We start from the raw sequence: 18,121 nt of genomic DNA, 5'->3' as shown, positions 1-18,121 counted from the left end.
TGTGTACTTCACAGACAGAGGCCTTGAGGAGCTGACCTCCCGTCGCGGTGACGAGGAGGTCAGCTTCTCCTGGTTGGCAGAGCAAATGCGGTACTTCGTGGATCTCAATCCCGAATTCGAGGACAGCATCGAGCGGCTGGCCACCTGGCTGGCCCGGCTCGACGACGAGGATGAATGATGGCACTGGCAGCTGACCTGGTTACCCAACGCTTCACCGAGCTGACCGGGCAGCCGCCCGCCGGCGTCTGGTTCGCCCCCGGCCGGGTGAACCTGATCGGGGAACACACCGACTACAACGACGGCTACGTGATGCCCTTCGCGCTGGACCTGGGCGCCACCCTGGCGGCCGGAGTGCGCCCGGATGACGCCGTCCGGGTGGACTCGGTGGACCTCAAGGAGACAGTCGAGCTGGCGGTGCTGCGGCCCTACGACCAACCCTCGGCCACCACCGGCTGGGCCGCCTACCTGGCGGGCGTGGTCTGGGCCCTGCGACAGGCCGGCCACGAGGTGGGTGGCGTGGACCTGGTGTTGGCCTCCGACGTGCCGATCGGGGCGGGGCTGTCCAGCTCCGCCGCGATCGAGTGTGCCGTCGTGGCCGCCTGCTGTGACCTGTTCGGGTTGGAGATCTCCCCCGTCGAGCGGGCCAAGATCGCCCGGGCGGCGGAGAACCAGTTCGTCGGGGCGCCCACCGGGCTGCTTGACCAGGCCGCCTCCACCCTGTGCCAGCGCGACGCCGCCCTCTTCCTGGACTGCCGCAGCCTGGAGACCGTCTCGGTCCCGCTGCCGCTGGGGGAACAGGGGCTGGAGATCCTGGTGCTGGACACCCACACCCCGCACAGCCACGTCGACGGCGAATATGCCGAACGTCGGGCCACCTGTGAGGCCGCGGCCCGGCGGCTCGGCGTGCCGGCCCTTCGGGACGTCACGGACCTCGATGCAGCCCTGGCCTCCCTGGACGACGAGTTGCAGCGCAAGCGCACCCGGCACGTCGTGACCGAGGATGAGCGGGTGCTGCAGGCCGTCGAATTGGGACGGGCGGGAAGGCTGCGGGAGCTCGGCCCGCTGCTGGATGCCTCCCACGCGTCGATGCGCGACGACTTCCAGATCACGGTTGCGACGGTGGACCTGGCGGTACAGACCGCCAAGGAGCACGGCGCGCTGGGTGCGCGGATGACGGGCGGCGGTTTCGGCGGCTGCATCATCGCATTGTGTGAGGCGGGCAGCGGTGAGCAGCTGGGCGAGCGGGTGGCCGTCGCCTTCGCCGAGGCCGGGTTCAATGCCCCGACGTGGTTCACCGTCACCCCGGAGCAGGGAGCTCGTCGGCTGGTGTGAGGCCCCGCCTGCTCAGTCGGCCGCCTTCAGCTCGTCCAGGTGCACCTTGGCGGCGCAGACGGCGGTGACCAGGGCCAGCAGCACGAACAGCCAGATCCACCACTGGTGCGAGCCTCGGGCGGTGGACACTCCCACCAGCACGTGCAGCACGGCGCTGGCCATCATCCCACCGGTGGCCAGCCCGCTGCCTCGGTGGGAGGCCTGCGCCAGGAACGCCAGCAGGGCGGCGTAGAGCACCAGCATGGCGGCGATCCCGGCGGAGAAGACGCCGTGGTTGGCCAACAGTGAGCCAGCCCCCACCACCAGGAAGATCACGGCGGTCAGGGCGGTTCCGCCCACTGCCAGCCGGTGGGCCATGGGGCGGTTCTGGAGAGTTGAAATTTCGTGCACGCCCCAACTCTAAGACGCAACTGTGAACGAGTCTTCGCGATCTCTTGTCAACCGGCTCCCGAGTTGCCAAACTCATCTAGGCTGGTTTCGCGGGGTCGTCCTGTTCACCGGCCTGGTGCCCGGTTTCCCCCCGCATGTTCGGGGGCTCTGGACTGTGGCCTGCACGCACATACTAAGGAGCACTACTGATGGATTGGCGCCACAAGGCCGCCTGCCTGACCGAGGACCCCGAGCTGTTCTTCCCGATTGGGAACACGGGTCCGGCGATCCTGCAGATCGAGGAGGCCAAGAAGGTCTGCCGTCGTTGTGAGGTTCGCGAGCAGTGCCTCGCCTGGGCCATCGAGGCTGGTCAGGATCATGGTGTGTGGGGTGGTCTCAGCGAGGATGAGCGGCGGGCCATGAAGCGTCGCCAGGCCCGCTCCCGCCTCCGCAATTCCTGACCCACCGGAAGTCATCGTCGACAGCCGCCCGAGGAATCGGGCGGCTGTCGCTGTGTGTGGGCCCCAGCCGGTGGGGTGGAGTGGCCGTGGGTGGCTCAGTCCGCGACCATCGGGATGGTCAGCCGGGCACGCGCCCCGGTCAGCCCGTCGGGGCGGTTGCCCAGCACGAAGCTGCCGCCCATGTCCTCCACCAGGGTTCGCACGATCGACAGCCCCAGACTGTTGGTCTGCCTGATGTCGAAGCCCTCCGGCAGGCCATTGCCGGCGTCCAGCACGTCCACCACCAGCTCCTCGCGGCTGCGCTGGGGATGCACCACCACCTCCCCGGAGGAGGAGTCCAGCCCGTGCTCGACGGCATTCTGGCAGAGCTCGGTGACCGCCAGCGAAAGATTGGTGGCGGCCCCGGCCGGGATCATGCCGAAGCTGCCGACGCGCCGAGCCACCACCTTGCCCGACGAGGCCGACACGTCGCCCACCATCCGCAGGATTCGGTCGGCGACGTCGTCAAAGGCAACCGTCTCGTCGAAGGCCTGGGACAGGATCTCGTGCACCACCGCGATGGCGCTGACCCGGCTCATGGCATCCTTCAGCGCCCCCTTGGCCTCCGGGGACTCGATCCGCCGGGACTGCAGGCGCAGCAGGGCCGCGACGGTCTGCAGGTTGTTCTTCACCCGGTGGTGGATCTCCCGGATGGTGGCGTCCTTGGTGACCAGCTGCCGTTCCTGGTTGCGCAGCTCGGTGGTGTCCCGGCAGAGCACCAGCGTGCCGTCGGGGCCGCCGTCCGCTCCCGAGAGCGGCATGATCCGCAGCCGGATGCTCCCCCGCTGGTTGGCCACCTCCAGTTCCCGGACCTGTTGCCCGGACAGGTCGCTGCCAAAGCTCTGCCCCACCTCGGCCAGGCCCTCCACCAGGGCCTGGGTGATCCGGCGGAAGTCCTCGCCCAGCAGGTCTGCGGTGTGGCCCAGCTGGCGGTAGGCGGAGACGGCATTGGGGCTGGCATAGGTGATGGTGCCGGCGTCAGTCAGCCGGATCAGGCCGTCGCCCACCTTGGGGCTGAAGGTGGGATCGCTGGGCGGGTCGATCGGGAACTCCGCGCGGTGCAGCATCTGCGCCAGGGTGTCGGCGGTATGCAGGTAGCAGTCCTCCAGGGCACCGGGGGCGCGCACCCCCATCCGGTTGGTGTGCCGCTCGACGATCCCGATGCACCGGCCGTGGCGCAGGATCGGGATGGCCCAGACGTCCACGGGGATGCCGGAGTTGAGCTGGTTGTCACTGGTCTCGCAGATCTCCTCACTGAGATAGGCGGCGGTGACCAGGTGCTCCGCGTCGTAGGAGATGTCGTCGCCCACGACATCGTCCTCCAGGGCGGTGGGGCCGGTGGTGGGCCGGATCTGGGCGGCGGCCCAGAAGATGTTGTCATCCCGGTCCGGCACCCACAGGATCAGGTCGCTGAAGGAGACGTCGGCCAGCAGGTGCCACTCGTTGACCAGACCGCGCAACCAGGTGCGGTCACGCTCCCGGAGATCCGTGTGCTCCCCCATGACATAGGACATCGACAACATGGGTTCAGCCTGCCAGACCCGCCACGCGGGCGCGCAATTGGTCCCCGGGCATCCGGAGTGGAATAATCAGTACCTGTGCCCGGTCCATCCGGGAGGCGGTGCCTCCGGCAGCGCCAGCCAGAGCCAATCCCAAGGAGACGTCATGAGCAAGCGTGGACGCAAGCGTCGCTCTCGCAAGAACAGTGGCGCGAATCACGGCAAGCGTCCCAACGCCTGATTCCGTCGCTGCAGAGCACCAGGAACCCCCGGTCACCGACCGGGGGTTCCTGTGCGTGTGGGTGCCGTTGGCCGGGGTGATTCTCAGCGTTCGTGCAGGGTCATCGACATGCTGACGATCCGCATCCGCAGTTGGGCCGAGGCGGTAGCGGGCGGATTGCAGCGCTTCACCAGCACGGAGATGGCCTGCTCGATGTCGAAGTTCTCCAGGCACTTCTCGCAGGCGTCCAGGTGCAGCCGGATCAGGTCGGCATCGGATTCACACAGCTCGCCGTGCAGGAAGGCCTGCACCTGCCCGAGGGCCCGGGTACAGGCGTCGTGGTCATCGGCGTGGTTCATGGCGGGCTCAGTCATCGGACCCCCGGTAGTCCGCCAGCTTGGCGCGCAGCTGGGAGCGGCCACGGTTCAGCCGGGACATCACGGTGCCGATCGGGGTGCCCATGATCTCCGCGATCTCCTTGTAGGCAAAGCCTTCGACGTCGGCCAGCAGGACCGCGGTGCGGAAGTCCGGGGCCAGCGAGTTCAGGGCATCCAGCACGGCGCCGTCGGGAATCCGGTCCAGCGCCTCCATCTCCGCGCTGCGCAGCCCGGTGGAGGTGTGGCTCTCGGCCTGGGCCAACTGCCAGTCCTCGACGTCGGCACCGTTCGTGGTCTGCGGCTGCCGCTGCTGCTTGCGGTAGCTGTTGATGTAGGTGTTGGTGAGGATCCGGTACAGCCACGCCTTCAGGTTGGTGCCGGGCGTGAACTGCTTGAACGAGCTGAAGGCCTTGGCGTAGGTCTCCTGCACCACGTCCTCGGCGTCGGCCGGGTTGCGCGTCATGCGCAGGGCGGCACCGTAGAGCTGGTCCAGGTAGACCAGCGCGTCGCGCTCGAAACGTTCGGCGCGCTGTTCGTCGGTCTCGTCGGCGAGGGCCGCCTCGAGCTCGTCATGGGTTGCACCTGGGAGAGTCATCACGTACGACAGTACCGAATCCGGCGGCGACTGCCGGTCCATGACCGTTCGCTCAGGGCGTTCTCGCAACATCATCACGTGGGCAGAACGCGGACCGCCGGGTCAATATTCCGGGCCCCGGCTGGTCACAGACCGCGGATGAAGTCACCGATGGTCTGCGCCAGCTCTTGCCAGAGCGACTCGGTGGTGCGCTCGGCCCGCTTGGGCAGGGTGAGTTCGTGCCCGGCATCCGCGACGGGCACCAGGCTGAAGCCCGACGCGGTCCCCAGTGCGGCGCGGACCTCCTGGTCCCCGCCGAAGGGGTCGCGGCTGCCCTGCACCACCAGGGTGGGAACCGGGACGCCCAATAGCTCGTCGGCCCGGGACTTGTCCGGCTTGCCCGGCGGGTGCAGCGGGAAGGCCAGCGCCAGCACCCCGGCGGCGCCCAGCTGTCCGGCGGTGCGACAGGCCACCCGGGCGCCGGCGGAGCGGCCACCCAGCACCAGCACCGGATCCTCCAGCCGGGACCTCAGCTGCGGCAGGGCCTCCAGCCAGGCCTCGTCCAGCCGCTTGGGCGCGGGCGCCACCTTCTTGCCGGCGGTGCGCCAGGGCTGCTCGAAGCGCACCACTGTGATGGGTTCCGGGGTGATGGGTTCGGTCTGGTTGGGCAGGTGGGTGGCCAGGGCCGTCAGGTCCGGGGCCTCCACTCCTCCGCCGGCGCCGTGGCCCAGTACCAGCACCCGTCGGGCATCCAGCGGGCCGTCGACGTGCATCCGGCCCGGTCCCTGAGTGGTCTCGACTTCCAGGATCATGCCTGCTCCAACCCGGGCAGGGGCTGGATCAGCTCCGGCCCGTCATTGCGGACATTGCCGACGGCCGTCGAGACCGGCCAGGCGGTCATCTCATCGGGGCCGGGGGCGTGCAGCAGGTCATGCGCGGCCAGCGGATCGGTCAGGCCCGGGTCCAACCAGTGGTCCCGGTCGGCCCGGCGCACCTGCATCGGCATCCGGTCATGGATCTGGCCCAAGGCGTCGCTGGCCCGGGTGGTGATCACGGTGCAGGTGGTGAGCCAGCCCTCGGGCCCCTTCCAGAACTCGTACAGCCCGGCCATCACCATCAGCTCAGGCTCCCCCGGCCTGTCCGCGGGGTGGATCCACCACGGCTGTTTGCCCTTGCCCTGGCCATACCACTCGTAGTACCCGTCGGCCGGCAACAGGCAGCGGCGGCTGGCGAAGGCCTTGCGGAAGGAGGGCTTGGTGGCCACCGTCTCGCTCCGGGCATTGATCAGGCTGGCCGCACGGGTCCGGTCCTTGGCCCAGCTGGGCACCAACCCCCAGCGCGGCCGGGCCAGCTTGCGGGTGACCTGGCCGGACTCCTTGTCCGCCCGGTCCATCACGGCGGGCACCGGATCGGTGGGGGCAATGTTGTACCGCGGGGCCAGCGGCGGCAGGCTCTCCAGCTGGACCACCTCCTCCACCTCGAAGGTCTCCACCAGCAGGTCCTGGCTGGCCGAGGCGGCATAGCGTCCACACATGGGGCCCAGCCTAACCGGGCTGCTCCGGACGATTTCGCCCAGTGCGCAATTGCTTGTAGGGCGCCTTTGGGAGCCGGTAGAAAGGGTGGCATGAATCTCACTCGTGCAGCCGGGCGCACCATGCTCGCCAGTTTCTTCGTCGTCAACGGGGCCAAGGCCGCCGCCAAGCCGGACGCGCTGGTGGCCGATGCCGAGCCGATCGCCCGCAAGGTGGTCCCCCTGGTCCAGCAGGTGGCGCCGCCGAGCGTCGCCAACTACGTGCCGGAGGAGACCAAGACCCTGGTCCGGGCCACCGGCGTCGCGCAGGTGCTAGGCGGTCTGGGCCTGGCCACCGGTCTGGGCCGACGCCTGTCCGCCGGTCTGCTGGGCGCCTCGATGGTGCCCCACGTGCTGGCCTCCCGCCCCGCCAAGGGCGCCACCGCGGAGGAGCGCACCGCCGCCCGTTCCGTGATGCTGCGCAATGTGGCCCTGCTGGGTGCCGCGCTGATCGCCAGCCAGGACACCCAGGGCAAGCCGTCGCTGGGCTACCGCGCCAACAAGCAGGTGGAGGCGCTGAGCCGCGAGGTCTCCCAGCAGAAGAAGCAGCTGGAGAAGAGCGCCGCGGAGCAGAAGAAGCAGCTGGCCAAGACCGCCAAGCAGCAGAAGAAGGAGTTCTCCAAGGTCTCCAAGAAGACCCAGAAGGACGCCAACTCCCAGGCCCAGGACATCGCCGACACCATCACCGGCTTGTTCTCCTGACACAATCTGGGTGTGAGCAGCTCCCAGAACACCCACAGGCCCTGGCCGATCCCGATCGCGCCGGGGCCTGTGCATGCCCACGTCGAGGTGCCCGGCTCCAAGTCGGAGACCAACCGGGCCCTGTTGCTGGCCGCCCTGGCCCAGGCGCCCAGCAACATCACCGGCGCCCTGGAGGCCCGCGACACTGTGCTGATGCGCCGGGCGCTGACCCAGCTGGGGGTGCAGATCGAGGACCGGGGCAACAGCCTGCGGGTCACTCCCCCGGCGCGTTTCACCGCCGCCGCCGAGCCGATCGACTGTGGTCTGGCCGGCACCGTGATGCGCTTCGTGCCGCCGCTGGCCGCGCTGGCCGGCGGCAGCACCCGCTTCATCGGTGACGCCGCCGCCAGTGACCGCCCGCTGACGCCGGTGCTGGACGGGCTGCGCCAGCTGGGCGCCACAGTGGAGGGCGACGCGATTCCGTGCACCGTCACCGGGCCGGACCGGCTGGCCGGGCACGCGGTCATGATCGATTCGTCGGGCTCCAGCCAGTTCATCTCCGGACTGCTGCTGGCCGGCGCCCGCTTCCCCGAGGGCCTGGTGCTGCGGCACGAGAATCCCGACGGGGCCCAGGTTCCCAGCCGGCCGCACCTCCAGATGACCATCCAGATGTTGCGGGACCGTGGTGTCGAGGTGGCCGAGACCTCACCCAACCAGTGGCAGGTACTGCCCGGCCCGGTGCGCGCCCTGGACCAGCGGATCGAGCCCGACCTGACCAGTTCCGCAGTCTTCCTGGCCGCCGCCGCGCTGTGCGGTGGCTCGGTGACGGTTCCCGGCTGGCCGTCGGCCACCACCCAGGGTGGCGACGAAATCCGCGAGGTGCTGACCCGGATGGGTGCCCGCGCCACGCTGGCCGGCGACGAGCTGACCGTCACCGGCACCGGTGAGCTGCGGGCCATCGACGTCGACCTGCACGGCTCGAGCGAACTCACCCCGGTGGTGGCGGCCCTGGCGCTGTTCGCCAACGGGACCTCCACCATCCGCGGCGTGGCCCACATCCGGGGCCACGAGACCGACCGGTTGGCCGCGCTGGAGACCGAGCTGCGTCGGGTGGGGGGCGCCGTCGAGCAGACCGACGACGGGCTGCGGATCACCGGCGTCGGGCTGGCTGGGTCCGGTCTGGAGCCCGCGGAGCTGGCGAGTTATGCCGATCACCGGATGGTGCACACCGCCGTGCTGATCGGGCTGAAGGTGCCGGGCTGCAGCGTCGACGATGTGGCCTGCACCAGCAAGACCATCAACCATTTCGACACCTTGTGGAGTGACATGCTGGTAGGCGGCCGATGAGCCCGCGCGCGATCCGGGGAGCGATGGGGCGCAATGTGCGCTCCGATGACATGGAATCCTTCGACCGGCCGGGCAAACGCACCCGGCCGCGCACCAAGGACCGTCCCGACTACTCGGAGCTGCCGATCGCCCGGGTGATCACCATCGACCGCGGGCGCTATCGCTGCCAGCTGGACGACGAGGTGATGGTGACCGCCACCAAGGCCCGCCAGCTGGGCCGCAAGGGTGCGATCGTCGGCGATCTGGTGCGGCTGGACGGCGACGTCAGCGGCGACGAGGGAACCTTGGCCCGGATCTGCGCCGTGGAGGAACGCCGCACCGTCCTGCGTCGCACCGCCGACGACACCGACGCCTTCGAACGGCCGATCGTCGCCAATGCCGACCAGATCATGATCGTCACGGCGCTGGCCGATCCGCCGCCGCGGGTGGGGATGATCGACCGGATCATGGTGGCCGCCTTCGACGCCGGCGTGGAGCCGATCCTGTGCCTGACCAAGGCCGATCTGGCCAGCCCCGACGAGCTGACCGCAGCCTATGCCCCGCTGAACGTGCCCGTGGTGGTGACCCAGCCTGGCAGTGACCTCTCCGAGGTGCAGGACCTGTTGACCGACCACGTCACCGTCTTCGTCGGGCACTCCGGCGTCGGCAAGTCCACCCTGGTCAATGCCCTGATCCCCGGTGTCAACCGCTCCACCGGCGTGGTGAACGACGTCACCGGCCGCGGCCGACACACCTCCACCAGCGCGATCGCGCTGGAGCTGCCGGGCGAGTCCGGTTGGGTGATCGACACCCCCGGCGTGCGCAGCTTCGGCCTGTCCCACGTCACCCCGGAATCGGTGCTGGCCGCCTTCGGTGACCTGTCATCGTTCACCGAGGAGTGCCCCCGCGGCTGCCAGCACGGCGCCACCGACCCGGAGTGCGGGCTGGACGCCGCCGTCGAGCGTGGTGACCTGGCGCCGGAACGGCTGGCCAGCTATCGCCGGATGTGGCAGGCGGGGCGCCTCAAAGACTGGGAGTAGAACCGGTAGCCTGTGCCACATGGCCTCGCTGAACCGTGACAACTACACCGATGACCTGCGTCTGGCGCACCTGTTGGCGGACAATGCCGACTCGATCACCATGAGCCGGTTCCGGTCGGGCGATCTGCGGATTGACACCAAGCCGGACATGACCCCGGTCTCGGACGCCGACGTCGCCACCGAGGAGGCCCTGCGCGCCACCTTGGCCAAGGCCCGGCCACGCGACGCCGTGCACGGCGAGGAGGGCGACGACACCGGCTGGGGGCCCCGCCGCTGGGTGATCGACCCGATTGACGGCACCAAGAACTATGTCCGCGGGGTGCCGGTCTGGGCCACCCTGATTGCCCTGATGGTCAACGACGAGGTGGTGGCCTCCGTGGTCAGCGCCCCGGCACTGGGCCGTCGCTGGTGGGCCAGCAAGGGCGACGGCGCCTACGCCGGCAAGAGCCTGATGAAGGGCCAGCCGATCCACGTCTCCAATGTGCAGACCATCCAGGACGCGTCCTTCAGCTACTCGTCGATCGGCGGCTGGATGACCTCGGGCCGCGGGCAGAACTTCGTCAACCTGCTGCGCGACTGCTGGCGCACCCGCGCCTACGGCGATTTCTGGAGCTACATGCTGGTGGCCGAGGGCGCGGTGGACCTGGCCGCGGAACCCGAGCTGGCCCTGCACGACATGGCCGCGCTGGACGTGATCGTCCGGGAGGCCGGCGGCCGGTTCACCAACCTGGACGGCGTCGACGGGCCGAAGGGGCCGGGCGCGATTGCCACCAATGGCGCGCTGCACGAGTCCGTCGTCGCGGCCCTGAGCGCCGACCAGCCGCGCGAGGACTGACCAGCTCGAAGACCCGGGCCCTCGACAAGCTCGGGCATCGTGGTTGGGTCAGGCTCGGGCCGCGTGGTCCCGAGCCCGCCCGTTTGCCTCAGAGGACGCGGACCCGAATCGTCTCCTCCAGCTCGGCCAGCTCGTGCTGCAGGTTGGGGTGCTCGCCGCTGACGTCGGTGATGGCATAGCCGATGGTGCCGCGCGTGGACAGCGTCTGGAAGGTGATGTTGCCGTCGTGGTTGGCGAAGACATTGTTCAACCGGGCCATCACGCCGGGCACATTGTGGTGGATGTGCAGCACCCGGGTGCCCTCGAAGGGCTCGGTGACGATCTGCGGCAGGTTGACGTTCATCTGGGTGCCGCCGGTGGTGACGTAGTCCAGCAGCTTGCCGGCCACGAACCGGCCGATGTCCACCTGGGCCTCCTTGGTGGAACCGCCGACATGCGGGGTGAGGATCACATTGGGCAGGTTCTGCAGCTCGGAGACGAAGGGCGAGCCGGCCTTCTTCGGCTCGGTCGGGAAGACGTCCAGACCGGCGCCGGCGATGTGGCCGGACTTCAGGTGGCGCACCAGCGCATCGACGTCGTAGACGTGCCCGCGGGACAGGTTCAGGAAGATCGCCCGGTCCTTCATCATCTCGAACTGGGCCTCGCCGAAGAAGTCCTTGTTGGCGGCCCGGCCGTCGACGTGAAGGGAGACCACGTCGGCCTCGGCCAGCAGCTCATCCAGGCTCTCGCAGCGCCGGGCATTGCCCAGCGCCAGCTTGTCCGCGACGTCGAAGAAGATCACGCTCATGCCCAGGCTCTCGGCCAGCACGGACAGCTGCGCGCCGATGTTGCCGTAGCCGACGATGCCCAGCGTCCGCCCGCGGACCTCGTGCGAGCCGGCGGCCGACTTGTCCCAGACCCCCTCATGCATCAGCCGGTTCTTCTCGTTCAACCGTCGGGCCAGGGAGATGATCTCCGCAATGGCCAGCTCCACCACGGAGCGGGTGTTGCTGTAGGGGGCGTTGAAGATGGGGATGCCGGCATTGGCAGCGGCGCCCAGGTTCACCTGGTTGGTGCCGATGCAGAAGCAGCCCGCGGCCAGCAGCTCGGGCGCGGACTGGATCACGCGCTCGGTGAGGTGGGTGGTGGAGCGGATGCCCAGCAGGTTGACCCCCTGCAGCGCCTCGATCAGCTCGTCCTCGCCCAGGGCGCCGGGCCGGGTCTCGACCTCCAGGCCGGCCTCGGTGAGGATGCGGGTGGCTTCGGAATGGATGTTCTCAAGCAGGAGTGCCTTCACCGGGCAGATTCTAGGCACTGTGTCCGCGACGGCCGAACGCGTCTCAGCGGGCTCTGGCAATGCGTGGCGCCGGGCTCACCGGAAACGGGGCACGGCCGCCAGCAACTCCTGGGTGTAGGGGTGGCGTGGCTGGTCATAGACCGACGCGATCCCACCCGTCTCCACCACCTCGCCGTGCCGCAGCACCGCCACCCGGTCACAGACATGCCGCACCACCGTCAGGTCATGGGAGACGAAGACCATGGTCAGGGCGTATTCGGCCACCAGCTCCCGGAGCAGGTTCAGCACATGGGCCCGCACCGAGACGTCCAGGGCACTGACCGGCTCGTCCGCAATCAGCACGTCGGGCTTGGGGGCCAGGGCCCGGGCAATCGCGATCCGCTGGCGCTGGCCGCCGGAGAACTCGTGTGGGTAGGCATCGGCCTTGCTGGCGGGCAGCCCCACCTGTTCCATCACCTCGCGCAGCCGCGCGTCGTGGTTCACCGGGATGTCGTCGCGTTGCCGCAGCAGCGGACTGCGCAGACCTTCGGTGATGATCTGGCCCACCGTCATCCGCGGGTTGAGCGAGCTGCGCGGGTCCTGGAAGACCATCTGCACGCTGGCCCGCAGGTCACCCAGCTGGCGTTCCGGCAGCCGGGCGATGTCGGTGCCGCGGAAGCGGATCTGGCCCGACGTGGGCCGGTCCAGCGCCGCCATCATCCGGATCAGGGTGGACTTGCCGGAGCCGGACTCCCCCACGATCCCCAGCCGGTCACCGGGATCGACCACCAGGCTGACGTCGCGCACCGCGTGCACCTGGGAAGCGCCCCGGCCATAGCTGCGGTTGACGTCGACCAGCTGGTAGACGCTCTGGCTGGTTGGCTGGGTCATCGGCCCTCCCAGAAGTCCTCGACGACGGGCAGCCGGGAGCCGGGCTCGGCCAGGTCCAGCCGCGCGGTGGCCACCAGGCCCTTGGTGTAGCCGTGCTGCGGATTGCCCAGCACCTGGCTGATGCTGCCGCGCTCCACCAACTGCCCGCGCCACATCACCAGCACCTCGTCGCAGACCTGGCTGACCACGGCGAGGTCATGGGAGATGAACAGGCAGGCGGCGCGGGCGGCATCCAGCTGCTCGTCCAGCACCGTCAGCACCCGGGCCTGCACCGTGACGTCCAGGGCGGTGGTGGGCTCGTCGCAGATCACCAGGTCCGGGCTGTTGATCAGCGCCATCGCCATCATCACCCGTTGCCGCTGGCCACCGGACAGCTCGTGCGGGTAGGCGTCGGCAATCCGCTCCGGGGTGGGCAGACCCACCCGCTCCAGCATCTCGACGACGGCCTGCCGGGCGGCACCGGTGTGGGCGCGCTGGTGCAGCCGCAGCACCTCGGCCACCTGCCGGCCGCAGGTCATCGTCGGGTCCAGGGCGGTCATCGGCTCCTGGAAGACCATGCTCAGCACATCGCCGCGCAACCGGGACAGGTCCTTGTCGCTGGCTCCCACCACCTGGCGCCCGGCCAACTCCACCGAACCGGTCACGTGGGCGTTCTCCGGCAGCAGGCCCATGATGGCCAGGGCGGTGACGCTCTTGCCGGAGCCGGACTCGCCGATCAGTCCCAGCCGCTGTCCGGGCCGCAGCTCGAAACTGAGGTCGGTGACGGCCGGGGTGCGGCGGCGGCCAAAGCTGACGTCAAGGTGCTCCACCCGCAACAGCGGCTGCGCCGTCGGGGCGGTCTCCTGCGGGGCCATCTCCCGCGCGCTGTCCTGGTTCACTGCACCTCCCGCAGCCGGGGATCCAGCAGCTCCCGCAGCCCGTCGCCCAGCAGGTTGAAGCCCAGCACGGCCAGCGCAATCGCCAGGCCCGGCCAGATCACCTGCTCGGGGTGGCTGAACAGCTGTTTGCTCTGCGCCTCGTACAGCATCCGGCCCCAGCTGGGGGTGGTGATGGCCGTCGCCAGACCCAGGTAGCTCAGCGCGGCCTCCGCCAGGATCGCCATCGCGAAGCTCACCGACGCCTGCACCCCCACCAGCGGGGCGATGTTGGGCCACACGTGCCGCCGGGCGATGGTGGGCCAGGTGGTGCCGCAGCTGCGCGCGGCCAGGATGTAGTCCTGGCTCATCACCTGCAGGCAGGCGGCGCGGGTGATCCGGACGAAGACCGGGATGGTGGCCACGCCGATCGCCACCATGCCGGTGAGGGTGGAGCCACCCACCGCGGCGGCCAGGAGGATGGCCAGCAGCAGGGCCGGGAAGGCGTAGAGGACGTCGCTGCAGCGCATCAGGAAGCGGCCCAACCGGCCGCCCTTCATCCCGGCCAGCATGCCCAGCGGCACCCCCACCAGCGCGGCGATGGAGACCGCCACCACGCCCACCAGCAGGCAGATGCGGGCGCCGGCCATCAACCGGGAGGCAATGTCGATCCCCATCGAGTCGGTGCCCAACAGGTGCGGCCAGCCGGGCTGGCGCAGCCGCAGCGACGGGTTGACCGCCGTCGGGTCGAAGGGCGTCCAGACCAGCGAGACCAGCGCCGTGAGCACCAGGCCGCCGACCAGCACCAGGCCCACCCACAAGGAGAAACGCTTCATCATGACTCCCGCTCCGGGCTGCGAAGCCGGGGATCGATGGCCAGGTAGGACAGGTCCACCATCGCATTGATCACCAGCACCAGCGCCACCAGGATCATCACGATGGCCTGCACCAGCACCAGCTCGCGCTGCTGCACGGCGTCCAGCAGCAGGCGCCCCAGCCCGGGCAGGGCGAAGACGCTCTCCACCACGATGGCGCCGACGAACAGCGTCGCCAGTTGCAGGCCCAGCACGGTGACCACGCTGAGCGCGGCATTGCGCAGGCCGTGGCGGACCATGGCGGTCCGCGTGGTCCAGCCCACCGAACGTGCGGTGCGGAACCAGTCCTCGCCCAGCACCTCGATGAAGGCGCTGCGGACATAGCGGGTGAGCACCGACGCCTGCACCAGCGCCAGGGAGAGCACCGGCAGCACCAGGTGGCGGGCCCACTCCACGGGGTTGCGGGAGAACGACGTGTAGCCATTGGCCGGCAGCCAGTGCAGCTTCACCGCGAAGACCACCACCAGCAGGATGCCGGCCAGGAAGGCCGGCACCGCCATCCCCAGCTGGCTGGCCGCGGAGACCAGGGCGCCGGTCCACCGGCGTCGCTCCAGGGCGGCGAACATCCCCACGGGAACCGCGACGGCCAGGGCCAACAGCATCCCCAGGCCCACCAGCCACAGGGTCACGCCCAGCTTGGGCAGGATCTGTCCCAGAACCGGTTGTCCCGTGCGGGCGCTGACGCCCAGGTCCCCGGTCAGCAGCCCTCCCAACCAGTCCAGGTAGCGCACCGGCAGCGGCCGTTCCAGGCCGAGCTGCTGGCGCAGGGCCTCCAACGAGGCGGCGTCGGCCTGGTCACCCAGGATGGTGGTGGCCACGTCGCCGGGCAGCAGGTTCACCAGGCAGAAGATGATCACCGAAGCGGCAAGCAGGCTCGCCACAACTGTGACGAGCCGCCTGGCCAGCAGTCTGGAACGCGTCAAAGGGCTCAGCCGTTGCGCGAGGCCAGCGTCGTCACGTCGAAGCTGGAGCTGGTGGAGTTGGGGTTCATCCCGGTGATGTCGGCCTTGGTCACGGCGATCCGCGGGAAGAGCCACAGGAAGTCCGCGGCGGCATCGGTGGCCAACAGCTTGGCGGCCTGCTTCATCAGGGTCACCTGCTGGGCATCGTCGGCGGCATCGGCCTGGGCCACCAGCTTGGTGAAGGCCGGGTTGTCGTAGTGCCAGTAGTAGGCCGGGTTGGCGAAGTTGACGATGTCGCGCGGCTCGACGTGGTTGACGATGGTCAGGTCATAGTTGCCCGCGGTGTAGACCTCCTTGAGCCACCGGGCAAAGTCGAGCTCCTCCACGCTGGCGGTGATCCCCACGGCCTTGAGCTGGCTGACGATGAACTGCGCCGCGCTGGGGCCGTAGGGCAGGGTGGGCACCCGCAGCCGCAGCTTCAGGTTGCTCACCTTGGCCTCGGCGAGCAGCGCCTTGGCCTTGGCCGGGTCATAACCGTAGGTCTTGGACAGGTCCTCATACCAGGGATCCGTGGGCGGCACCATGGAGCCGATCAGGGTTCCCTTGCCACCCCAGACCGCGTCCAGCAGGGCCTGCCGATCGATCGCATGGTTGATGGCCTGCCGGACCTTGACATTCTTCAGGGCCGGGTTGCCGCCCTTGCCCTGGTTCATGCCCAGCACCACCTCACCATTGCTGGTGCCCTGGGTGACGGTGTACTTGGAGGTGTCGCTGAACTGGTCAATCGCCTCCGGGGCGGTCAGGTCGCTGATGATGTCCAGGTCACCCGAGAGCATGGCGGAGCTCATGGAGTTGGCGTCGGCGAAGTAGCGGAAGGTCACCTCGTCGAAGCGCGCCGGAGTGCCCCAGTAGTGCTCATTGCGCTTCATGGTCACCGATTCGCCCTGCTTCCACTCACCGAAGGTGAAGGGGCCGGAGGCCACCGGCTTGCTGGGCAGCGCCGTGAAGGAGGCCGGGTCCGCGATGATCCCGGTGGCCGAGGCCATGTCATAGAGCCAGGACTGCGAGGGGCGGCTGAGCTTGACGGTGACCGTGGTGGCGTCGGTGGCGGTGGCCTGGCTGACCACCGCCATCTGCTTCTGCAGGGTGGCCAGGATGCCCTTGCCGGACTTGATCCGGTTGATGTTGGCGACGACGGCCTGCGCGTCGACGCTCTGACCGGTGGAGAACTTGGCGCCGGGCTGCAGCTTGAAGGTGTAGGTGAGCCGGTCCGTCGAGACCTCCCAGGACTGGGCCAGCAGCGGCTTGATCTTGCCCTCTCCGTCGATCTTCACCAAGGTCTCGTACAGGTTGTAGAGCAGGGCCTGGGGGATGGCCGCACCGCTCTGTGTCGTCGGATCCATGGACTGCGGCTGCGCCGTCGCGCCGATCACCAGGCTGCGCGCCTGCTCGGTGGTCTGCCCGTCGCCCGTGTTGGTGCATGCGGTGGTCGCCAGCGCGAGCGCCACGGTGCCGGCCAGCAGGCCGCGACGGTGGATCCGGATGGGTTCCATGAGGTGTCTCCCTGGGTTCTGTCACGAAAGCACCGGCTCCCCCGCCGAGCTCGGGCAAACTCTACCCCCGCCGCCGCGATACGGTCGGCATGAGACACGTCGAGAGACTTACGCGCAGGGAGGACAAAGGCCGTGGATGTCACCCCCGGACGGGCCGCTGCCCGGCTGCACGAGGTCACCCTACGGGCCTTCGACCTGTCGGAGTCGGCAGCGCGGATGGGGCTGGCGGAGCAACGCCGACGGGTGGACCGCTGGCGGCAACGACTGTTCATGATCTGTCAGATCTCCGTGGCCGCCGGGTTGGCCTGGTTCCTGGGCCAGCACGTGCTGCGACACGAGATGCCCTTCTTCGCCTCGGTGGCCGCGATCATCTGCCTGGGCTTCAGCTTTGGCCAGCGGCTGAGCCGGGTGGTGGAGGTGGCCTGCGGCGTCTTCATCGGAGTGATGACCGGGGACCTGTTCGTCTCGCTCTTCGGCACCGGGCCCCTGCAGATCATGCTGGTCTGCTTCGTGGCAATGAGCGTGGCCACCTGGTTCAATGCCAAACCGCTGATGATCAACCAGTCCGGCATCCAGGCGGCCACGGTGATGACGCTGATGCCCGCGCCGCACCAGGGGCTGAGCCGGTGGGAGGACGCCCTGCTGGGCTGTTCCCTGGCGCTGCTGTTTGCGACGGTGGCCCCCACCAGCCCGGTGCAGAAGCCTCGGGTCAAGGCCGCGGAGGTGCTGGAGCACTGCGCCGCCACCCTGCGGCAGGCCGGCGAAGGCCTGGCGGAGTTGGATGCCGCCGTCGGTGAGCGGGTGCTGGAGCGAGCCCGCGGCACCCAGGCGAAACTGACCCAACTCTCCGACGCCGCCTCCGAGGGCGTCGCCGTGACCCGCTACTCCCCCTTCCTGCGGGGACACCGGGGACACGCGCAGGCGATCGCCGAGCTGGTGGCGCCCCTGGACCGGCTGGTGCGCAACCTGCGGGTGCTGGCCCGGCGCGCCGCCATCGCCACCTGGCGCGAGGAACCGGTGCCCTTCGACTACCTGGCACTGGTGGACGAGTTGGCCGACGTGGTGGACTTCTGCGCGCAGGAACTCTCAGCCCGTCGGATCCCGGAAAGGGCGCGACCCCGGATCATCGCGTTGGCCGAGCGCAGCGGCAGGGTGGGGCTGCACGGGCCCCTGTCCGGGCTCGTGATCTTTGCCCAGGTCCGGTCCATGCTGGTTGATCTGCTGGAGCTCACCGGGATGGACTATGCCGACGCCCGAGCCCTGGTGCCCGAGGCGGACTGAGCCACCCGCTGCCGTCACGCGTCACGCGCACGGCTCACGCCAATCTTGCTGCGAAACGACGGGTTAGCGGCAGAAATGTGTGTACAGCCTGACTGATTTCATTCGTGGCGGCTAGGGGTGATGGTGGTCTGAACATGCTCTGGGAGCATGTTCGGTGCAGGTTGCGAGGAATCACCCCCGGTGTGGT

The 18,121-nt window shown here is 69.3% G+C and carries 21 protein-coding genes; 9 read left to right on the top strand and 12 right to left on the bottom strand.

What is annotated here, in order from left to right:
• Position 1: 1 nt before the first annotated feature.
• The gene (locus AAEX60_RS08075; RefSeq protein ID WP_342102523.1) at positions 2 to 178 is read left to right on the top strand and encodes a DUF6104 family protein; all 177 of its coding nucleotides are present in this window, start codon (positions 2 to 4) and stop codon (positions 176 to 178) included.
• Entirely contained in the window at positions 178 to 1,332 is a 1,155-nt protein-coding gene (gene galK, locus AAEX60_RS08070; RefSeq protein ID WP_342102522.1) for a galactokinase, read from the top strand. Before AAEX60_RS08075 ends, galK begins: the two co-directional genes overlap by 1 nt.
• 12 nt (positions 1,333 to 1,344) lie before the next feature.
• Here the strand turns inward: galK and AAEX60_RS08065 are convergent, their stop codons facing one another.
• Positions 1,345 to 1,722, bottom strand: coding sequence for a hypothetical protein (locus tag AAEX60_RS08065; RefSeq protein ID WP_342102521.1), 378 nt, complete (start codon positions 1,720 to 1,722; stop codon positions 1,345 to 1,347).
• Positions 1,723 to 1,910: 188 nt separating this feature from the next.
• On the opposite strand from AAEX60_RS08065, the gene AAEX60_RS08060 reads away from it, so the two are divergent.
• Positions 1,911 to 2,162 carry a WhiB family transcriptional regulator gene (locus tag AAEX60_RS08060; RefSeq protein WP_094764718.1) on the top strand — a complete coding sequence of 84 codons (252 nt, stop codon included), beginning with the start codon at positions 1,911 to 1,913 and terminating at the stop codon, positions 2,160 to 2,162.
• 95 nt (positions 2,163 to 2,257) lie between these two features.
• Here AAEX60_RS08060 and AAEX60_RS08055 read toward each other — a convergent pair whose 3' ends face one another.
• Positions 2,258 to 3,724: a sensor histidine kinase gene (locus AAEX60_RS08055; RefSeq protein ID WP_342102520.1), complete on the bottom strand. Its 1,467-nt coding sequence runs from the start codon at positions 3,722 to 3,724 to the stop codon at positions 2,258 to 2,260.
• 142 nt (positions 3,725 to 3,866) lie between these two features.
• Here AAEX60_RS08055 and AAEX60_RS16400 point away from each other — a divergent pair, with 142 nt between their 5' ends.
• Entirely contained in the window at positions 3,867 to 3,941 is a 75-nt protein-coding gene (locus tag AAEX60_RS16400) for a 50S ribosomal protein bL37 (RefSeq protein ID WP_123576733.1), read from the top strand.
• Positions 3,942 to 4,024: 83 nt separating this feature from the next.
• Here the strand turns inward: AAEX60_RS16400 and AAEX60_RS08050 are convergent, their stop codons facing one another.
• The 4 genes from AAEX60_RS08050 to AAEX60_RS08035 form a co-directional block, all read right to left on the bottom strand.
• Positions 4,025 to 4,294: a zf-HC2 domain-containing protein gene (locus AAEX60_RS08050; protein WP_342102519.1), complete on the bottom strand. Its 270-nt coding sequence runs from the start codon at positions 4,292 to 4,294 to the stop codon at positions 4,025 to 4,027.
• Positions 4,287 to 4,892 (bottom strand): sigma-70 family RNA polymerase sigma factor, encoded by a 606-nt coding sequence (locus AAEX60_RS08045; RefSeq protein ID WP_342102517.1) that lies wholly within the window; start codon positions 4,890 to 4,892, stop codon positions 4,287 to 4,289. Before AAEX60_RS08045 ends, AAEX60_RS08050 begins: the two co-directional genes overlap by 8 nt.
• Positions 4,893 to 5,017: 125 nt before the next feature.
• Positions 5,018 to 5,683 (bottom strand): alpha/beta hydrolase family protein, encoded by a 666-nt coding sequence (locus AAEX60_RS08040; protein ID WP_342102516.1) that lies wholly within the window; start codon positions 5,681 to 5,683, stop codon positions 5,018 to 5,020.
• Entirely contained in the window at positions 5,680 to 6,405 is a 726-nt protein-coding gene (locus AAEX60_RS08035) for an SOS response-associated peptidase (protein WP_342102514.1), read from the bottom strand. The genes AAEX60_RS08040 and AAEX60_RS08035 overlap by 4 nt, the downstream gene beginning before the upstream one ends.
• A 90-nt stretch (positions 6,406 to 6,495) precedes the next feature.
• On the opposite strand from AAEX60_RS08035, the gene AAEX60_RS08030 reads away from it, so the two are divergent.
• The 4 genes from AAEX60_RS08030 to AAEX60_RS08015 are packed head-to-tail and all read left to right on the top strand — an operon-like array spanning position 6,496 to position 10,323.
• Positions 6,496 to 7,143, top strand: a complete 648-nt coding sequence (locus AAEX60_RS08030; RefSeq protein WP_342102512.1) for a DoxX family protein — start codon at positions 6,496 to 6,498, stop codon at positions 7,141 to 7,143.
• Between the two features lie 12 nt (positions 7,144 to 7,155).
• On the top strand, positions 7,156 to 8,469 hold the full coding sequence (gene aroA, locus AAEX60_RS08025) for a 3-phosphoshikimate 1-carboxyvinyltransferase (RefSeq protein WP_446721293.1): 1,314 nt from the start codon (positions 7,156 to 7,158) through the stop codon (positions 8,467 to 8,469).
• Entirely contained in the window at positions 8,466 to 9,488 is a 1,023-nt protein-coding gene (rsgA, locus tag AAEX60_RS08020; protein WP_342102511.1) for a ribosome small subunit-dependent GTPase A, read from the top strand. The genes aroA and rsgA overlap by 4 nt, the downstream gene beginning before the upstream one ends.
• Positions 9,489 to 9,507: 19 nt before the next feature.
• Positions 9,508 to 10,323, top strand: a complete 816-nt coding sequence (locus AAEX60_RS08015; protein WP_342102509.1) for an inositol monophosphatase family protein — start codon at positions 9,508 to 9,510, stop codon at positions 10,321 to 10,323.
• A gap of 88 nt (positions 10,324 to 10,411) precedes the next feature.
• Here the strand turns inward: AAEX60_RS08015 and serA are convergent, their stop codons facing one another.
• The 6 genes from serA to AAEX60_RS07985 form a co-directional block, all read right to left on the bottom strand.
• Positions 10,412 to 11,599 (bottom strand): phosphoglycerate dehydrogenase, encoded by a 1,188-nt coding sequence (gene serA, locus AAEX60_RS08010; protein ID WP_342102507.1) that lies wholly within the window; start codon positions 11,597 to 11,599, stop codon positions 10,412 to 10,414.
• 75 nt (positions 11,600 to 11,674) lie between these two features.
• Entirely contained in the window at positions 11,675 to 12,469 is a 795-nt protein-coding gene (locus AAEX60_RS08005) for an ABC transporter ATP-binding protein (RefSeq protein WP_342102505.1), read from the bottom strand.
• Positions 12,466 to 13,323, bottom strand: coding sequence for an ABC transporter ATP-binding protein (locus AAEX60_RS08000; RefSeq protein ID WP_342102556.1), 858 nt, complete (start codon positions 13,321 to 13,323; stop codon positions 12,466 to 12,468). Before AAEX60_RS08000 ends, AAEX60_RS08005 begins: the two co-directional genes overlap by 4 nt.
• Before the next feature lie 20 nt (positions 13,324 to 13,343).
• Positions 13,344 to 14,159, bottom strand: a complete 816-nt coding sequence (locus AAEX60_RS07995; RefSeq protein ID WP_342102504.1) for an ABC transporter permease — start codon at positions 14,157 to 14,159, stop codon at positions 13,344 to 13,346.
• Positions 14,159 to 15,121, bottom strand: coding sequence for an ABC transporter permease (locus AAEX60_RS07990; RefSeq protein WP_446721292.1), 963 nt, complete (start codon positions 15,119 to 15,121; stop codon positions 14,159 to 14,161). The genes AAEX60_RS07995 and AAEX60_RS07990 overlap by 1 nt, the downstream gene beginning before the upstream one ends.
• 5 nt (positions 15,122 to 15,126) lie before the next feature.
• Positions 15,127 to 16,653, bottom strand: coding sequence for an ABC transporter substrate-binding protein (locus AAEX60_RS07985; protein WP_342102503.1), 1,527 nt, complete (start codon positions 16,651 to 16,653; stop codon positions 15,127 to 15,129).
• A gap of 132 nt (positions 16,654 to 16,785) precedes the next feature.
• Between AAEX60_RS07985 and AAEX60_RS07980 the strand changes: the two genes are divergently transcribed.
• Positions 16,786 to 17,934: an FUSC family protein gene (locus tag AAEX60_RS07980; protein ID WP_342102502.1), complete on the top strand. Its 1,149-nt coding sequence runs from the start codon at positions 16,786 to 16,788 to the stop codon at positions 17,932 to 17,934.
• Positions 17,935 to 18,121: the final 187 nt, after the last annotated feature.

The organism is Luteococcus sp. H101 (genome assembly GCF_038433155.1).
Lineage (GTDB): Bacteria > Actinomycetota > Actinomycetes > Propionibacteriales > Propionibacteriaceae > Luteococcus.
Note: the sequence above shows the minus strand (reverse complement) of the source record. Positions and strands in the feature narration are given on the sequence as shown.

Coding starts and splice junctions, on each gene's coding strand:
- galK (WP_342102522.1), top strand. CDS start 178: ATGGCACTGGCAGCTGACCTGGTTACCCAACGCTTCACCGAGCTGACC.
- AAEX60_RS08060 (WP_094764718.1), top strand. CDS start 1,911: ATGGATTGGCGCCACAAGGCCGCCTGCCTGACCGAGGACCCCGAGCTG.
- AAEX60_RS08055 (WP_342102520.1), bottom strand. CDS start 3,724: ATGTTGTCGATGTCCTATGTCATGGGGGAGCACACGGATCTCCGGGAG.
- AAEX60_RS08050 (WP_342102519.1), bottom strand. CDS start 4,294: ATGACTGAGCCCGCCATGAACCACGCCGATGACCACGACGCCTGTACC.
- AAEX60_RS08045 (WP_342102517.1), bottom strand. CDS start 4,892: ATGACTCTCCCAGGTGCAACCCATGACGAGCTCGAGGCGGCCCTCGCC.
- AAEX60_RS08040 (WP_342102516.1), bottom strand. CDS start 5,683: ATGATCCTGGAAGTCGAGACCACTCAGGGACCGGGCCGGATGCACGTC.
- AAEX60_RS08035 (WP_342102514.1), bottom strand. CDS start 6,405: ATGTGTGGACGCTATGCCGCCTCGGCCAGCCAGGACCTGCTGGTGGAG.
- AAEX60_RS08030 (WP_342102512.1), top strand. CDS start 6,496: ATGAATCTCACTCGTGCAGCCGGGCGCACCATGCTCGCCAGTTTCTTC.
- rsgA (WP_342102511.1), top strand. CDS start 8,466: ATGAGCCCGCGCGCGATCCGGGGAGCGATGGGGCGCAATGTGCGCTCC.
- AAEX60_RS08015 (WP_342102509.1), top strand. CDS start 9,508: ATGGCCTCGCTGAACCGTGACAACTACACCGATGACCTGCGTCTGGCG.
- AAEX60_RS08005 (WP_342102505.1), bottom strand. CDS start 12,469: ATGACCCAGCCAACCAGCCAGAGCGTCTACCAGCTGGTCGACGTCAAC.
- AAEX60_RS08000 (WP_342102556.1), bottom strand. CDS start 13,323: ATGGCCCCGCAGGAGACCGCCCCGACGGCGCAGCCGCTGTTGCGGGTG.
- AAEX60_RS07995 (WP_342102504.1), bottom strand. CDS start 14,159: ATGAAGCGTTTCTCCTTGTGGGTGGGCCTGGTGCTGGTCGGCGGCCTG.
- AAEX60_RS07985 (WP_342102503.1), bottom strand. CDS start 16,653: ATGGAACCCATCCGGATCCACCGTCGCGGCCTGCTGGCCGGCACCGTG.